At 42.4% G+C, this 15,753-nt stretch carries 15 protein-coding genes and 1 tRNA gene; 7 read left to right on the top strand and 9 right to left on the bottom strand.

Features of this window, described 5'->3' with window-relative positions; all coding sequences use genetic code 11:
- The first annotated feature begins 844 nt into the window (after positions 1-844).
- From R7127_RS14405 to R7127_RS14415, 3 genes are all read left to right on the top strand, one after another.
- Positions 845-1,486, top strand: a complete 642-nt coding sequence (locus tag R7127_RS14405; RefSeq protein WP_005373154.1) for a murein L,D-transpeptidase catalytic domain family protein — start codon at positions 845-847, stop codon at positions 1,484-1,486.
- 328 nt (positions 1,487-1,814) lie between these two features.
- On the top strand, positions 1,815-2,273 hold the full coding sequence (locus R7127_RS14410; RefSeq protein WP_033906462.1) for a hypothetical protein: 459 nt from the start codon (positions 1,815-1,817) through the stop codon (positions 2,271-2,273).
- Positions 2,274-2,359: 86 nt separating this feature from the next.
- Complete coding sequence (locus tag R7127_RS14415; protein ID WP_005373158.1) at positions 2,360-2,683, top strand: hypothetical protein; 324 nt, start codon at positions 2,360-2,362, stop codon at positions 2,681-2,683.
- 124 nt (positions 2,684-2,807) lie between these two features.
- On the opposite strand, the gene R7127_RS14420 is transcribed toward R7127_RS14415, so the two are convergent.
- From R7127_RS14420 to R7127_RS14430, 3 genes are all read right to left on the bottom strand, one after another.
- Positions 2,808-3,488, bottom strand: a complete 681-nt coding sequence (locus R7127_RS14420; RefSeq protein ID WP_033906460.1) for a DedA family protein — start codon at positions 3,486-3,488, stop codon at positions 2,808-2,810.
- A gap of 50 nt (positions 3,489-3,538) precedes the next feature.
- The gene (locus R7127_RS14425; protein ID WP_230238006.1) at positions 3,539-3,976 is read right to left on the bottom strand and encodes a hypothetical protein; all 438 of its coding nucleotides are present in this window, start codon (positions 3,974-3,976) and stop codon (positions 3,539-3,541) included.
- A gap of 87 nt (positions 3,977-4,063) precedes the next feature.
- On the bottom strand, positions 4,064-4,582 hold the full coding sequence (locus R7127_RS14430) for a DUF4136 domain-containing protein (RefSeq protein WP_005382627.1): 519 nt from the start codon (positions 4,580-4,582) through the stop codon (positions 4,064-4,066).
- A 371-nt stretch (positions 4,583-4,953) separates the two neighbouring features.
- On the opposite strand from R7127_RS14430, the gene R7127_RS14435 reads away from it, so the two are divergent.
- Positions 4,954-5,028, top strand: a tRNA-Gly gene (locus R7127_RS14435).
- Between the two features lie 15 nt (positions 5,029-5,043).
- On the opposite strand, the gene R7127_RS14440 is transcribed toward R7127_RS14435, so the two are convergent.
- A complete protein-coding gene (locus R7127_RS14440) occupies positions 5,044-5,901 on the bottom strand; it encodes a sterol desaturase family protein (protein WP_005373167.1) in 858 nt (285 codons plus the stop codon).
- A 7-nt stretch (positions 5,902-5,908) separates the two neighbouring features.
- Entirely contained in the window at positions 5,909-6,919 is a 1,011-nt protein-coding gene (locus R7127_RS14445) for a DUF2804 domain-containing protein (RefSeq protein ID WP_033906458.1), read from the bottom strand.
- A gap of 303 nt (positions 6,920-7,222) precedes the next feature.
- Between R7127_RS14445 and gdhA the strand changes: the two genes are divergently transcribed.
- Positions 7,223-8,575: an NADP-specific glutamate dehydrogenase gene (gene gdhA / locus R7127_RS14450; RefSeq protein ID WP_005373174.1), complete on the top strand. Its 1,353-nt coding sequence runs from the start codon at positions 7,223-7,225 to the stop codon at positions 8,573-8,575.
- Between the two features lie 76 nt (positions 8,576-8,651).
- Here gdhA and R7127_RS14455 read toward each other — a convergent pair whose 3' ends face one another.
- The 3 genes from R7127_RS14455 to R7127_RS14465 all read right to left on the bottom strand — a co-directional run bounded on the left by R7127_RS14455 (position 8,652) and on the right by R7127_RS14465 (position 12,537).
- On the bottom strand, positions 8,652-9,119 hold the full coding sequence (locus R7127_RS14455; protein ID WP_017820322.1) for an OsmC family protein: 468 nt from the start codon (positions 9,117-9,119) through the stop codon (positions 8,652-8,654).
- 99 nt (positions 9,120-9,218) lie between these two features.
- Positions 9,219-11,576, bottom strand: coding sequence for an ATP-binding protein (locus tag R7127_RS14460; protein WP_033906457.1), 2,358 nt, complete (start codon positions 11,574-11,576; stop codon positions 9,219-9,221).
- Positions 11,569-12,537, bottom strand: coding sequence for a cytochrome-c peroxidase (locus R7127_RS14465; RefSeq protein WP_017820324.1), 969 nt, complete (start codon positions 12,535-12,537; stop codon positions 11,569-11,571). The genes R7127_RS14460 and R7127_RS14465 overlap by 8 nt, the downstream gene beginning before the upstream one ends.
- 498 nt (positions 12,538-13,035) lie before the next feature.
- Here R7127_RS14465 and R7127_RS14470 point away from each other — a divergent pair, with 498 nt between their 5' ends.
- Both R7127_RS14470 and R7127_RS14475 read left to right on the top strand, forming a co-directional pair.
- Complete coding sequence (locus tag R7127_RS14470; RefSeq protein WP_033906456.1) at positions 13,036-14,412, top strand: NfeD family protein; 1,377 nt, start codon at positions 13,036-13,038, stop codon at positions 14,410-14,412.
- 10 nt (positions 14,413-14,422) lie between these two features.
- Positions 14,423-15,205 carry a slipin family protein gene (locus R7127_RS14475; RefSeq protein WP_005382637.1) on the top strand — a complete coding sequence of 261 codons (783 nt, stop codon included), beginning with the start codon at positions 14,423-14,425 and terminating at the stop codon, positions 15,203-15,205.
- A gap of 41 nt (positions 15,206-15,246) precedes the next feature.
- Here R7127_RS14475 and R7127_RS14480 read toward each other — a convergent pair whose 3' ends face one another.
- On the bottom strand, positions 15,247-15,681 hold the full coding sequence (locus R7127_RS14480) for a globin (protein WP_031780773.1): 435 nt from the start codon (positions 15,679-15,681) through the stop codon (positions 15,247-15,249).
- Positions 15,682-15,753: the final 72 nt, after the last annotated feature.

Consider the following 15,753-nt stretch of genomic DNA (forward strand, 5'->3'; position numbering starts at 1 on the left):
CGCTTTCACACCAAATCAACCCAAACCAAACCAAACCAAACCAAACCAAACCAAACCAAACATAATAGATAGAGTTTACTTTCATGTTCAAAAATTTAATGAATTAATATCTGGCGCTCTTATCTTTTAATTTCGAAGTTTTATTATTTATATACTTTAATCCACACGATAGAATTATTTTTTCAATTTTTACTATGTACCCTTCCTTATGTAATCGAATAAATTAGAGAATAAACAATAGCACGCGTCACTTCACTTTTGTCGAGCTCATCACTCTCACTTAAACGACACATTCACAAGTTCAATTTTTGAACGACTTAGACTTAGCTTTGTCAATCGTGAATTAAAAACAACCGATTCACTGCTGTTTTACTGCCTTTTCTTACCACCCTGTTGTTTATTCATACATTATAAATGCACTTATACACATAACGATTCGGCGTTACGATTTGTTACGAGTTAAATCACAAACTTTTGAGGTATTGGATAAAGCGTAGAAAAAGAAAACACATTGAAATAAAAAGAGTTTCTAAAGTACGAAAAATAAAACGCCGTTTTTATAAATTAGCAACTTCACAAATATCCTTAAACACAGTTTTATTAATTACATATATCAGATATTATTTACGCCGAAGTTTATAGAAATCATCGTTAAACTTCATATTTTTTATAAGTTTCAATTAGTTAGTTTTTAACTCGAAAACTTATCGTCAACCCAATATCAAGCACCTAAGCGTGCAATAAGAAACATTGGGAATAGAATTATATTGATGTGCATGTTGTTTTAACGAATGCATGAAGCAATCGGTAAATTTGTAACACCATAGAGTTTTATTTAGCCAAGATGAAAAAGTTAATTTTATTATTTACATGCGCGCTGTTGTCTGTCTCACCTTTTGCTTTTGCAAAACAATCAGATAACGAACCCAGGGATCATTTACGACCAAAGCAAGTTGAACATGTGTTTAAACAAGCCAAGCTAGATGGCATAGTAGACTTTAAGTTGTTCAGTGACGCTTACATCGCTTATCAGAAGACACCCGATAGAAAGAAGTCGGTACTAACGATCATCGACTATAGTAAACCATCAACTGAAAAGCGTTTTTATGTGGTTGATTTAGATAAAAAGAAGCTAATCTACAATACGTATGTTTCTCACGGCGTGAACAGCGGAAAGAAAACAGCGACACAGTTTTCAAATGTCGTAAACTCGCGAAAAACATCATTGGGCACTTTTTTGACTGATACCACTTACTACGGCTCAAATGGCTATTCACTTCGATTAGATGGGCTAAGCTCTGGATTAAACGACAAAGCTCGCGAGCGTTACATTGTCGTGCACGGTGCCGATTACGCAAACCCTTCCTTCATCAAGAAGAATGGATACCTCGGACGCAGTTGGGGTTGCCCTGCTTTGCCAGAGAAGTTGTCTCGCGAGATCATTGACACTATAAAAGGCGGCAGCGTTATTTACGCAAGCGCGTAATACCGATGCGATACATATGGGGAAGAAAAAAGAAGATTCTATTTCTTCCCCAGTAATAATCCTGTTAGCTTAATCGTCCTTGTGCAACGACTCTCTTTCCATTTTCGCTTACTCGAAAGCGAAAACTATTGTGTTATTCGCTGATATACCTAAGTGCGATCAGAAAACTCTGTTCATCCCCCTTCCATCTCGTTAGTATACGCTGAGTTGATCAGACACTGGCTTTCATCGTTATCATAGTTCCACTAAGATTCCTTAATCATGGTGGGTAACTGTGGCTTTATATGTTTAGGGTTACTTCTTGCGTTATCTACACCGTATATTATTGATGCTTTCTTTTTCCCTGCTCTCAGGGCTCATCACAGCTTCATATGCGCATGAGTGGCACCACACCAAACATTACACTTCCGAGCGCCTACTTAAACTCTCTCAACAAGACGATTTTGAGCTAGCACACACTGATTTTCATGCCTCAGCTTCTCTGAGCTCTTGGGGTTCAGAAAGTTACTACCTACATATAAAGCGCGAGTTGTTCGGGCTTGTCTCCTGTCGCCGAACATCAGCTACTGATGGCGTTTTATCATCAGATTTTACTCCTGATTATTTTTTACTTATTGCTTTCTCTTCTCCACCACTACTGGAGTTGGCAAAACAAGCATCTCGCTTACCTCTAGACAGTTATGGCGGACTCATGAGTCAACGCTCTCTTTATCGCCTCTCAGGAAGAAAGGAAGCGAACTTAATGTACGTCTTTACTCATGGTCGCAACGCCTTCTCTGTTGTTTAACTTTTTATGACATACAGAGAACACGAAAATGTAACGATAAGAGCCAATATGCTCATTGTTACTAGAACCAATTTGAGGTCCATATAATGACAAGAATCGCTACAACCATCGCACTAGCATTACTATTTGCAGCGGGCTCAACCTTAGCAAACACAGAAACTAAGCCAGAAGAAATGAGTAACGACACTCTGTTAGAGTGTGCCAACGTTTCTAACGCACGTATTGCAGTTCCGGAACACAGAGCGATGTTCAGACACTACTTAATGTCTGAGAGAGACTACAGCTTTGACCAGCTATCGTCTGCCGAACTTGAATTTAAAGCAGCAGATAAGAATGAGTCTGAAGTAGAGAACATCTACAAGTCTCAGTGCAAAGAAGTTGGCGAATACTTATATAGCATTGGCTATTAAATTCGAAACCCTAACGACACTCAAAAAGAAAGGCGCAATGTATGCGCCTTTCTTTTTACTGATAAAAACCTGTCGATTAGATGTCTAATCTGCATACAAGCTTAAAAGTGCAAATCAAGTAAACTTACTGAGAAAACTCAGACACATCCTTGGGTTTACAGAACGCTCGACGTGCTTTAACAAACAAGAAACTAAGCACTCCAATCACAAGAGTAATTATTGGTGCCGCCATTAATAGCATTGTGATTGCTTTGCTCATATTTTCCGGTAGCAAAGGAAGTAATGAACCAAAACCGCATAATATCAGCGTCCATAAAATCGCACTCAGCCACGCAAAGTAATGGAATTTACTAATACGTTTCACTCGCAACCCCATCATTAATGGCAATAGGGAACGAACAACCGGAATAAACCGCGCGCACAAAAGCGCAACCAATCCATGTTTACTGAGTAATACGTCGACTTGTTCCAAACGCTTTTGAGGAACCGCACTCACCCAGCCTTGGACCTTAGGTAAGCGATTTAGCCACTTGCCTTGTAAATAAGCCGCCCAACTTCCCAACCCCGCACTAACAGCTATCACCAACATGATCATAATTGGGTCAAGGACGCTAACCGCCGCCAGCGTACCGGATAGTACGACGACACTGTCGCATGGGAAAGGTGCAGCAGGAATAAAACCACTTTCCAAAAAGATAATCACAGCAACAACAAAATAAACCAAACCTGCACTGCCTGGCGCCATTAACGCCGTGAAATCTTGATGCCAAAAAGCACTCAAGACCTGAATGATCGAATCAAACATAAACCGCTCCTAAGCATAATTAACCAAAAGTTGCAAAAACATGGAATGTGTTAGCGAGCATGTATAAAGCGGTATATGAAATTCGATTCTTTTCTCACGCCGATTCTGTATTTAGAGTGAGTAAAAATACATTCAATACAACAATCTAAAGCCTCATTGCCGATGCGTTTTAGCCACTTCATCGAGTAAATTGCCGAACGATGCGCCCACCATGCTACATCAAGCATTTCAAACCATTCGGGTTCTACATCGTCGTTCGAGCTCATTTCCTTAGCATGGCTAACCCTCACTACATTCCGGCTGTTTAAACTCGGATAGTCTTGTTGTATTGGAGAGATAGGATGTTCTGAAAAGTGCTTCGACTTAGCGTCAACAGCGATATGCTGGTTATGAAAGGAAAGAAAATTTGGGTGTGAGTGCGCCAGGCTCATGCTCGGAGCCAGCAAGCAGAAAAGTAGTCCGAGTAAAGCAATCAGAGTCGTACGCACAAAGGTAACCAAAACCAAAATAATAAGTTCTTTTAACCCTGTGCGTAGCTATTGGCAATTAGTATTCTTAATCGTTAAGAATACTAATTATTTTTCACCGTAAGGGTAGCTTTCAAACATCTTCGCGATTTCTTCTTGGATGAGAGATTCTCTTTTCTCAGAGCTCATTGACTCAGACAGTTTACGACTTGAAACGCCTTTCCAAACGACTTGATTAGCCTTTGCATCAACCAGTTCAACCACCAACTTCCCATACTTACGCTCTTTATATCTTTCTGGGCTTGAAGTGATCACACCAAAGCTATTCCAGCCATAGCCAAAGCTCACCGACGATCCTGAAGAAACAAGCTCGGATTCTTCTACGATATCATGATGTACGTAAAGGTCACCGCCACTATTTACCTTAATTAAACCCTTACCCTCAAGCTGTTCAGCAAGCCCTTGCTCAATACGTCGACCATCAATACTGGTAGGAGCTTCCGCCTGAGCACCGAAGTCAAACGTTCTGTAAGCTGAAAAGTCGGCTTGTTTATCTACATCGGTTGTAACGGTAGTACAAGCAGATACCAGCATCACCACCAGCCCTAATATCAAACCTCTCATCATGTTAAATCTCCTTTGGTTAAGCTGACTGTTTCAGCAGAATTACCCTGTGTTATACATACGCATCAACAGTAAAAAGTAATCATTTCAATATCTAGTCTTGACCATGAAACGTGACTGTTCAATAAACGAGATTAACCTTTACACAGAAAATCTTGAATATCATCAACATCTAAACACCTAAGAATTCGGTGTTTACGACCTAATTGGAAGCCCCTAGGCTTAGTAGCAGAATCGCGAGTGCCACAAAAAACCAGAGACAATGAACACTTTAACATCAGTCCGCTACTTTTTTAGGCAACTGACAAACATTTGATGAGAAAAGACTTTTCTTTTTCGTGCAGTGTGGCATATTAACTGAGTCCTATCGATGCGCGGGCATCGTATAATGGCTATTACCTCAGCCTTCCAAGCTGATGATGCGGGTTCGATTCCCGCTGCCCGCTCCAATCTCTTTATCCAATTTACTCATAAAAATCCGATGGCGGAGCGAACAAACGGCGGCAGCGTTGTTTCCATGATAAGTTTGGTCGAGTTACGTCATAAAACATGTCTTTCCATTCTGCAAACGTCACGCGGATGGGATTAAAGCTGTTTACAGGTTTAGAAACCCCATACCGAACCGTTTCCACCTCTGGTTCAAACGTTCCGAACATTCGATCCCAAATAATTAATACACCCGCATAATTTTTGTCGATGTACTGACGGTTCACACCATGATGAACGCGATGATGAGACGGCGTGTTAAATACCCACTCTAGTGGCCCGAGCGAACGAATTGATTGGGTGTGAACAAAAAACTGTAAGCCCAGATTAAACAACACAACGAAGACAACCCATTTTGGCTCAAAACCAATAATCACCAAGGGCAACCAAAAAATCCACATCCCCGCTAGCGGATACATTAAACTTTGACGAAATGCGGTACTGAAGTTCATTCTTTCCGAACTGTGATGAACAACGTGCGCGGCCCACATCCAACGAATACGATGGCTAGCCCGATGAAACCAGTAATAGAAAAAATCTTGCAGGACAACAAGTAAAAGAAAAGCTGAGACGCTCATTTCGATATCAAACAAACGCCAATCAAACCACCACAAATACAACTGAGCAATCAGTAAACCCGTGAGTATGTCTGTCGCTTGGTGTAAGCCCGCAAGAACAAAATTACACGCTACTTCAGGGAAGTAATACGTCGCGCTTTCAGGCAAGCGTCCCCTTCTTTGTCCGAACCAATATTCGGCAAGCATGCAGAAAAAGAAAACTGGGGCCAGAATCATCAGAAGTAATTCTGGGCGGTCCATCAACTGCGTCCAATCCATTGTGTTTCTACCATTTTGCATAGTGATCTTCAGTAAGACCCATAACTTCTTCTAACTGATGTTTGATGCCATTTCCATCGATAATATAGCCAGAGAAATAACCGATGTACTGACGAAAGTTACTTTTGAGAAGCCAAAAATTTTTCTTCTCTGAGCGTCGATTCAAAGGCGTGAACTGTAAGTTAACTCGTTTATCTTCAGACGTAATATGCCACTTTTGCCCTTCATCACTTCGTGAAAACTGAAACTGCACAGGTTGCAAAAAGTGACGCTGACCATTAATCCACAATACATTTTCGCAATAGCCAGTTTCATTAACGCCAGCTGCCAAGTTCAACCCCAGACGCCTGTCATCCTCAAAGCAATTGATACTCGCCCAGCGCCAACTTGTTTCTCGCCGCATGTACCCAGCGGAAAAATCGTAACCAGCAGCCACCTCTGAAAGATCTTGCTCTTTTCCTAATATGAACAAGTTACCGTCTACTGCTAACGCATTGTGCTTCTGAGTATATGTCCAACCCGCATAACCTGTTGGCGTACACAACATTAATGGCAAACTCATATTTTCTGGACGTAAATAGAGATCCGCATTGACTGACTCTGTCACAAAGTGGACGTGCCAAATACCATCCTTAATAGAAAACTGAACTCTTTTGTTAGCAAGATGGGCAAGACTGCACCAACTGGAAGGCTGAGTTTGATAACCTATATTAAAAGGTTTCAACCATTGTTGCTCAATCAACTTATTCTTTTTAATATCAAACAGGTAGCAAAAGCCGGATGCTAAATACCGTATATCAGCAATCGCTACTCCAATGACGTAATTAGGTGTGACCAAATTGACGAACTGAAACTGCTTATAATCGCGGTAACGGCGCCACTTAGACACCGGCTTATCCATCTCATCGAGGTAGGTAAATTTATCTAGCTGTAACGATGTTGGAATTCCATCAAGGTGGCCAAACGCTGGTAGGCCATTCTGCTGAATAAACGAGTTCAGAACCTTAAGCTCATCCATATAGTTGTCTTTTCACAAGTTATCACACACAAACTTTAACATGACGTTAACATAAACAATTTGCGTAACTGCACAACAACATCGACTAAAGTGATTTCTGCTTGTTATATGTGAAACTGATCACTCAACCACCCGCTTACTTAGCTAGCCCTACCTATCTCAACCAACACAGCCTGGGTTAGAAGCTGCACATTCTCATCCGCAGGAAAGACCACTACAACCATTGAATCTTGGTCAAAATCACTATTTAATGGAAATACATTCATATAAACTGATTGCTTATTCACATCAAGGAAGAAATCTATGTCATACATACATGATACTATTGTTGCGTTGCAACACAGTAGCCCTGCGCAAAAAGAATTTTACCAAGCGGTAGAAGAAGTATTAACTTCTCTCGCGCCGGTAATAGAAGGCAATAATAAATATAAGGAACAAGCGATTATCCAGAGGATCGTCGAGCCAGAACGTCAAATCATGTTTCGAGTTCCTTGGGTTGATGATGCTGGAAATGTACAAGTAAACAAAGGTTATCGAGTTGAATTCAACTCTGCTTTGGGGCCGTACAAAGGAGGATTGAGATTCCATCACTCAGTCAATGCGAGCATCATAAAATTTCTCGGCTTTGAGCAAATTTTTAAAAACGCACTGACTGGCCTTCCTATCGGTGGCGGCAAAGGCGGTTCAAACTTCGATCCTAAAGGAAAATCCGACGGCGAGATCATGCGATTTTGCCAATCATTTATGAACGAGTTGTACCGTCACATCGGTCCTACCACCGATGTGCCCGCAGGCGATATCGGTGTCGGGGCGCGCGAAATTGGCTATATGTTTGGTCAATACAAACGATTGACGGGCCGCTACGAAGGTGTGCTTACAGGCAAGAGTCTGCTTTGGGGTGGCTCACTCGCCAGAAAAGAAGCGACAGGATATGGCGCCGTCTATTTTGCAGAGTGCATGCTCAACGACCGCAACGATTCATTGAAAGGGAAAACTTGTCTCGTTTCTGGTGCTGGCAACGTGGCTATCTACGCCATTGAAAAACTGTACCATATGGGAGCAACGCCAGTTACATGCAGCGACTCTCGAGGTACGATCTATCATGAGCACGGTATTGATCTTAAGCTCCTAAAACAACTGAAAGAAGTGAAAAGAGCAAGCTTAGAAGAATATTTAGAAACTTACCCTGAAGCAGAATACACACCAGAGGGCGACTATCCTAATGAAGGACATGCTGTTTGGCGATATCAGGCTGATGCTGCCTTCCCTTGTGCGACTCAAAATGAATTAACGTCAGACGACGCACTGGCTCTTATCGAAAACGGATGTATTTTGATTAGTGAAGGGGCGAACATGCCAACCACCCGTGATGCTGCCAATATTATCGTGGACTCGGACATAGCTTATGGGCCTGCAAAAGCAGCCAATGCAGGCGGCGTTGCAACCAGTCAACTTGAAATGGCGCAAAACGCCAGCATGCAAAACTGGACGTTTGAACAAGTGGATAGTCAGTTGCAAACCATCATGAAAAATATTTTCATCAATGCAAACGAAACCAGTAAAGAGTTTGGCCAACCTGGAAATTTAGTTTTAGGCGCCAACATTGCAGGCTTTAGAAAAGTCGCTGATGCAATGATTGAGCAAGGTGTCGTCTAGATGAACGAGCCAGCAGGATGACTGCTGGCTTAATATAACTCCGCAATAGGCCGCGCTTTTTGATAAAGAGCTCCACTTAATTCGCAATAAGCGTTGTCACTTCTGTTTTAACGGAGTTGGCGATAAAGCAATTCTCATGGGCCATGTGATGCAGTTTTTCTAATTGAGATGGTGTCGGTTGTTTTTCACCTGAAAATGTTATCTTAGGGTTTAACGTTACCTTTGATACCCACTCTTTTCCGTTTTCGCCTTTTTCAAGCTCCCCTACCGCTTCATCGAAGTAACTGTCCACAACATAACGTCGCTTTGCTGCAATAGACAGGAAAACGAGCATATGACAACTAGAAAGTGCCGCGACAAACGCTTCTTCTGGATCAACGTTTTCTTCTACGGATAGTGGTAATGGTACTACGTGGGGAGATGGAGATGCTGGGACTTGCAACCCTCCATCAAATTGCCAAATGTGTGCCCGACTATACTTATTATCACTAAACTCTTCGCCAGCTTTACGATGCCATTTGATTAAAGCGGAATGCTTACTCATTCTAACTCCCTGATTTTCCGACGACGAATCAACACTATCCGTCCTTGCCACAGTAAACCACAACAAAATGAGTTAAGGAAAGCATCGCACTCACAGGGACTATAAAATCTGTTGAGGATCGGCATTGTTCTTCTGGATATCATCCAAAAGTCTATGAGACTGATGGATGTTGACCTGTAACCGATTGATCAGCATCTGCAACTGCTCAATCTCGGGACTTTGGTTGGCTTTAAGTTGAGTTTCCAGGGCCTCCGTTTGGCTCGCCAAAATAGGTAAACTTAGGTTCAGTGCCATCCCTTTCGTTTTGTGCAACGTCAGCTCTAATGAAGCAAAGTCTTCAGCCATAAAGTATTCAATAAGTTCATCAACAGAAGTCTCAAAATCGACAATAATGCTTTTTAGCAACTCGTCGAGCGCTTCTGGCTCATCTCGTAAAGAAGTAAACATGCCTGAACGGGAGAGTTCTTCCTCTGTTAACCTTAAGTTCTCGATTGGCTTACGTTGCAATTGAAGCACATTGCTGTCACTCGTTAGTGGCGGATTCTGTTTCGGTTCGAGTCTGGCGGCAAACTGTTTGAGAGCGTCTGAAAAGCTCTCATGCTGTAGCGGTTTCGTAAGCACATGGTCTGCTCCTGCTTCAATAAAGCTATCGTGAGCTTCACGAAATACGTCTGCTGTGTACGCAAAGAGTAATGTCTTGATACCTAACTCTTGTCGGATAACGCGTGTCGCCTCAACGCCATTCATCTCGGGCATATGGTTGTCCATCAAGATCAGGTCGTACTCGTTCTCTTTCGCCTTTTTAACCGCGATTAATCCATTTTCTGCAACTTCCACTTCATGCCCAAGCTTTTCGCAAAACCCTTTTGCCACAATGGCATTCACACGGTTATCATCAGCAAGTAGTATCTTTAAATGGTGTGATTTTGCGCGAGGTTTCGGTGCTTCTTGCTGCTTTTTCGGAGCAGATTCTACCCAAGGAATCGGCAACTCAACGATAAATTGACTTCCAACGCCTTCTATACTCTTCAGAGTAATATGGCCACCCATCAAATCGGTTAGTTTTTTGACGATGGCTAACCCAAGCCCTGTTCCGCCGAACCTTCGAGTCGTTGATGAGTCTGCTTGCTCAAACGAGTTAAAAATATGCTCGTGCTTGTCTGGCGCAATACCAATACCAGTGTCGCTCACGCGCATGACCAACAACTGATTCGATTCATCTAACTCGGTTCTAACCAGCACATGCCCTTCATTGGTAAACTTCACCGCGTTACCGGCGAGATTAAATAAGATCTGTCGTAAACGCGCACAATCCCCAGTAAATTCAGTATATTCAGAAACCTCGTTTTCCAAGATTAGCTCGATATTTTTTTCATCAACAAGTGGTTTTATTGCGCTACACACCGGAGAAAGCACTTGATCGAGCTTAAACTTAGCTTGCTCAAATTCCAGTTTGTTTTCTTCAACTTTAGAAAAATCCAAAATATCGTTGAGGATAGTCATCAGATGCTGGCCAGAATCAAGAATAACCCTAATGTGCTCTTTCGTCGTCGGCTCTTTGGTCTCTTCTGCAATCATTTGAGAAAGCCCTAGTACACCATTCATCGGCGTCCTTAGTTCGTGACTCATTGCAGCGAGAAAATTTGATTTCGCTTTTGCCGCTCGCTCGGCTTTGTTTCTCGCCTCTTCAATTTCAAGATTCAACTGTTTTAAGTTATGCATTCGGTGATGTGACTGATAAACAAACGCGCTAACTAGAAACATCACCGCAATAAATACAAACAACCACGTAAAACGCGCCTCACTTTGAGCAATATTGAGTAACCGATGCTCTGAGCTTTCGACAAACTCAATATAAGTGTGATCAAGCAGTTCATTCGTCAGCAATTCAATTCTTTTATCACTCGTTTGAAGCCGCTTAAGGAAGTTCGCTTCCTTTTCACTCTCAACTTCCGTTTGTGTTAGAAGCAACTGGTTGAGAAATTCAAAATAACGACTGCCACCCAATGATTGACCGCTCTCGATAGAAACATCTTGCTGATATAAATTGAACAACATGAGTAATGCATACCGATTTTCTACCTGAACACCAATTAACATATCAAGCTTCAACGTTGTTTGAAGCACTCGCTCCTTAAACTGTTCAAGCGTATCCCTAACTTTTATACGATTGGGTGTCACGGGAAACCAAACTGATTCCTTTGATGATTCCAACAGTGCCTGTGCTGCGATTTCTATCTCTACTAAAGATGTTGTTAACTCATAGTTTTTTCTATCTTCAACGGCATATCGGTTCACGATAACATCACGCTCTTCAATCAACTCATGTCCGATGTTCATTAGCTCTGCATGAAATTCTTGAGCGTTTTTTGAGTTCATATACGACATATACGCCAGTGTGCAGCACGTCAGTATCCCAATAAAAAAGCAAAAGTTGATCAGTTTGAATTTATTCATTTTCCAACACCTCTAAAATTATGGGTCTAGGTGCTGTCAACGACTGCAAGAATGCTTCAATGTCCGCGACATTCTCATCGTTCATCGTTATACCGAGCTGGGTTTTAGCCATGATTTGTATCGCGTCGGATAACTTATCGACTTGCCCATTATGAAAATAAGGACTCGTTAGCGCGACATTGCGTAAACTGGCTACTCTAAAATAGAATCGCTCTTCATCCTCTATCGTAACGAGCTGCCTGCCCGAGTCCTCTACTACTGGCTTATCCTTGAAATAGGCGAACCTTTGGATCATCGCTCCGCCGATATTTTTGCCCTGATGACACTGCACACAACCTGAAGTCTGAAATGTTTTCCAACCTCTGATTTGCTGTTCACTCAGTACATGCGTGTAACCCAATAAGTAAGCATCGAATGGTGCGCCAGGCGTCTGCAGCCCTTCAACAAACTCCACAATAGCGGACTTGATATTATGAACGTTAATCGGCAATTCACCGTCACGATTAAATAGAGCTTGATAATGTTCACTCTCTTTTACATATTGCTCTATTGTTTGCCAGTTTGAGTCCATTTCCATTGGATTATGGATTGGACCATCAATCTGAGCCATCAAGGTGTTTTCCGTACCATCCCATAAAAAACGATAATTTAACGCTGCATTAAACACTGTTATAGAATTTCTAATTCCATCACCTTTCACCCCCGTAGAGACTGGTGTATTTTCAGCGCCATTGGTTTGCAGATTATGGCATGTCGCGCAGCTGACATTACCATTTGACGATAATTGAGGATCGCGGAAGAGATGCCAGCCAATTCTCGCTAGCTTAATATCCACATTAGGATCACCCTGTATGGGCTGAACTAAGGAGATATCACCTAACATCTTCGCGTTTCTTGCGGTTGTTGTTTGGCTCAAAATGAGTGTTACAACAGCTAGTGCGATTGCGCTGAATTGCCTCATCAACTACATACCTTAAACTTGTCATTGATATGAATTTAGTTGCATTTTGGCGTTTTTTCCACCGACAGGAAGTTGAAAAAACGAGTTAAGTATTGCTTTGTTTAAGGCTTTGGTTGAAGAGGGAGTAATAAGGCGAATAGGAAGAAATCGATCGCCTTATGAGTAGCTAACGTATTGAAATCTGAGTTTAGTGTAGAAAAGCCAAAAACCGTTGAAACCAAGTCACCTCTCCATACGAGATCAGATCGAAAATAGTAAAGAATACGGCACAGATAACGGCCAACTTAATCAAACGCTGAACAATAAACATAAACATCACAATTACCAATAATTTGCTTTAGTTTACTATCTCACACAGCGTTTATATATAAAAAAGTAGTCTCCTAATTAGCCTCGGCAACTTATTCATTAGAACCTATACTCAAGCATCTCTAAGTTATTTGGATATACTTGAATTAGGATTTCAAAAAGTCCCTGTGACCACACAAGGAGGACTGCATGAAACGACTATGGATATGGTTCTTACCTTTACTCTTGATGGCCAGTCAAGCACTGGCGAATACCGTTTGGATTGTTCCTGTCAAAGGCGCTATAGGGCCTGCTACTAGCGACTATTTATCTCGTGAAATAGAAGAAGCTCAACTAAACGGTGTCAGTTTAGTGATCTTAGAGATGGACACACCAGGCGGCTTAGACAGTGCAATGAGAGATATTATTCACGCGATTACCACCTCCTCCACTCCAATTGCGACTTGGGTTGGCCCGTCAGGATCTAGAGCGGCTAGCGCAGGGACATACATTTTACTCGCCAGCCACGTTGCCGCAATGGCTGAAGCCACCAACCTTGGCGCGGCAACGCCCGTCGCGTTAGGTGGTGCCCCTCAGCCCCCTTCATCGGATGATGGCAAAGATCAAAACGCGGAAGAAACGCCAGAAGGAACCAACGAAAGCTCAGAGAAAGTTCCCGCGAAAACCGCAATGGAGAAAAAGGTGATTAATGATGCTAGAGCCTATATTAAAGGCTTAGCAAAGCTTCATGGCCGAAATGCAGAGTGGGCAGAGAAAGCAGTGAGCGAAGCAGCGAGTTTGGACGCCACAGAGGCATTGGAATTAAACGTTATTGATTATATAGCCAACTCACCAGAGGATTTAGTCAAAGCCATTAATGGACAAACTGTTAAAGTTAACAATCGTGATGTGACATTGTCACTGGAAAATCCCGTATGGATTGAAAGAACACCCGATTGGCGAGCAGAAATGCTAGCCGTTATCACCAATCCAAACGTTGCCTACATTCTAATGCTCATCGGCATCTACGGTTTACTTCTTGAATTTTACAACCCAGGAATTGGCTTACCCGGTGTGCTAGGTGGGATTTGTCTGCTTCTGGCCATGTACGCACTACAAATGATGCCCGTCAACTACGCAGGTCTTGGTCTGCTGTTACTCGGTATTGCACTAATGATAGCGGAAGCATTCAGCCCGAGCTTTGGTATTTTGGGCTTAGGCGGCGTTGTCGCCTTTGTACTCGGTTCGATATTTCTCATGGACAGTGAGTTACCAGGATTCCAGATCGCCCTTCCTTTGATTTTTGGTATTGCCATATTTTCCGTGGCTCTAATCGTGCTGACCGTCGGCCTGCTGCTCAAAATTCGTCGCCGGCGTGTAACGACGGGTTTAGAGACATACCCTGGGAAGGTCGCCGTGGTAAGCGATGACTTTATCGATGGCGAAGGACGCGTTCAACTCAACGGTGCGTTATGGCGAGCTAAAGCCAAAGACCATCAACAATTCAAACAAGGTGATCACGTCACCATTGTTAATGTTAAAGGGCTGACCTTAACTGTGATGCCTGATGACCGCCAAAATAAATAGGAGGCGCTTTATGATGCTCTATACCGTTGCGGTGATCGTGGTGCTGCTGTTCGCACTAGCGACCCAAATGTTCAAGGTTTTGAGAGAATACGAACGTGGGGTTGTGTTCTTTCTTGGTCGATTTCAAGAAGTCAAAGGACCTGGTTTGATCATCCTTATCCCATTTATTCAGCAAATGGTGAGGGTTGATTTACGTACTGTCGTTTTGGATGTGCCGACACAAGATTTAATTACAAAAGATAACGTTTCTGTGCGCGTCAACGCGGTCGTTTATTTTCGCGTAGTCGATCCTCAAATGGCGATTAACAATATTGAAAGCTACAACGATGCCACCAGCCAGTTAGCACAAACCACGCTGCGCTCGGTATTGGGTCAGCATGAACTCGATGAATTGCTATCAGAGCGAGAACGCCTCAATAAGGATTTACAATCCATTCTTGATCAACAGACTGATGACTGGGGAATCAAGATTGCTACGGTTGAAGTCAAACATGTTGATTTAAATGACAGCATGGTCAGAGCCCTAGCCCGTCAGGCAGAAGCAGAACGTAACCGTAGGGCGAAGATCATTCACGCTACTGGTGAGTTAGAGGCTTCAAATAAATTAAAAGAAGCAGCGCAAATGCTCAACGAAGCACCGAATGCACTGCAATTACGTTACATGCAGACACTCACTGAAATCACTACAGACAAAACATCCACTATTATTTTTCCAATGCCGATCAATCTTGTCGAAGCTGTCAGTGATATCGCCGAAGCGGTGAAAAAGAATAAAGAAACACAAGATAAGTAAGATTTTGCCCCTAGGAAGTAACGACCGCTCACGTTACTTCCTTATTTGGTACTCGCTTTAAGGATGTGCCCATCTTCTTTATCACATTCTTGTTTCATTACTTCTAAGCCCGTTTTAAAGCATGTTCGCCAAGCGGTTTCAACATCGGCATCGTACCCAGAATCACACTGTCGAACCGTTTCTAACAAACTCTCAAGCCAAACATCAAAATCCTGCGGCTCTATACCAATTTCGGCACTTGCATGCTTTTTCCCATACTTTTCCACCATTTTGTGCGCTTCGGTCGAGGTATCTGCCATCATAAAAAACACGATAGACCCTCTAAGCATTCTCACTTGTTGGTGCATGTCTATACCGTCAAACTTCTGTCTAAAGTTGGCACTTTTCGACCATAAATTTTTGTAGAACAAGTCGAAAAACTCCTGATCTGAAGTACAACGTTCATAGCTATCATTAAAAACTTCAATCACGTTCATGTTGCTTTCCCCTACTCCTCAATATGAGTTTAATTTAATATCAAATAAAAGCTTCCAAATAAGGACTTTTAA

The sequence above is a fragment of the Vibrio sp. 1159 genome (assembly GCF_033340395.1).
Lineage (GTDB): Bacteria > Pseudomonadota > Gammaproteobacteria > Enterobacterales > Vibrionaceae > Vibrio > Vibrio alginolyticus.